Raw genomic sequence first — 1243 nt, 5'->3', positions numbered from 1 at the left:
GTTGAGCAGGCTGCGTTGGCTGACCGCGGGGGAGTCCCACGGTCCCGCACTTGTCGCGACGCTGGAGGGCCTTCCCGCCGGCGTGCCGATCACCACGGAGATGGTCGCCGACCACCTCGCGCGGCGGCGGCTCGGCTATGGGCGCGGTGCGCGGATGAAGTTCGAGCGGGACGAGGTCACCTTCCTCGGCGGAGTCCGGCACGGTCTCACCCTCGGCTCCCCGGTCGCGGTCATGGTCGGCAACACCGAGTGGCCCAAGTGGGAGCAGGTCATGGCGGCCGACCCGGTGGACCAGGAGATCCTCGCGGGGCTTGCCCGCAACGCCCCGCTGACCCGTCCGCGTCCCGGACACGCGGACCTCGCGGGCATGCAGAAGTACGGCTTCGACGAGGCCCGGCCGATCCTGGAGCGTGCCTCGGCGCGCGAGACGGCGGCCCGCGTGGCGCTCGGCGCCGTCGCCCGGTCGTACCTGAAGGAGACGGCGGGCATCGAGATCGTCTCGCACGTCGTCGAGCTGTGCTCCGTGAAGGCTCCGCGGGGTGTGTACCCCACCCCGGCGGACGTGGAGAGGCTGGACGCCGACCCGCTGCGCTGCCTGGACGCGGATGCGTCGAAGGCGATGGTCGCGGAGGTCGACCAGGCCCACAAGGACGGCGACACGCTGGGCGGCGTGGTCGAGGTGCTGGCGTACGGCGTTCCGGTGGGCCTCGGCTCGCATGTGCACTGGGACCGCAAGCTGGACGCCCGGCTGGCCGGTGCCCTGATGGGCATCCAGGCGATCAAGGGCGTCGAGGTCGGCGACGGCTTCGAGCTGGCCCGGGTGCCCGGCTCCAAGGCACACGACGAGATCGTCAACACGCCCGAGGGCATCCGGCGCGTCTCCGGCCGCTCCGGCGGCACCGAGGGTGGACTGACCACCGGTGAGCTGCTGCGGGTGCGGGCCGCGATGAAGCCGATCGCGACCGTGCCGCGCGCCCTGCAGACCGTGGACGTGTCGACGGGCGAAGCCGCCCAGGCCCACCACCAGCGCTCCGACGTCTCCGCGGTGCCGGCCGCGGGCATTGTCGCCGAGGCGATGGTCGCCCTGGTCCTCGCGGATGCGGTGGCGGAGAAGTTCGGCGGTGACTCGGTGACCGAGACCCGCCGCAACGTCCGCTCGTACCTCGACAACCTGGCGATCCGGTGAGCGCCGTGCCCGCGGTTGTGCTGGTCGGCCCGATGGGTGTGGGCAAGTCCACGGTCG

1 protein-coding gene is annotated in these 1243 nt (G+C 72.7%); it reads left to right on the top strand.

Annotated elements, in window-relative coordinates; genetic code table 11:
• Nucleotide 1 precedes the first annotated feature (1 nt).
• Nucleotides 2–1186, top strand: a complete 1185-nt coding sequence (gene aroC, locus Q8A52_RS48850; RefSeq protein WP_316765156.1) for a chorismate synthase — start codon at nucleotides 2–4, stop codon at nucleotides 1184–1186.
• The last annotated feature ends 57 nt before the right edge of the window (nucleotides 1187–1243 follow it).

Source organism: Streptomyces herbicida (assembly GCF_032656585.1).
Classification (GTDB): domain Bacteria; phylum Actinomycetota; class Actinomycetes; order Streptomycetales; family Streptomycetaceae; genus Streptomyces; species Streptomyces herbicida.
Note: the sequence above shows the minus strand (reverse complement) of the source record. Positions and strands in the feature narration are given on the sequence as shown.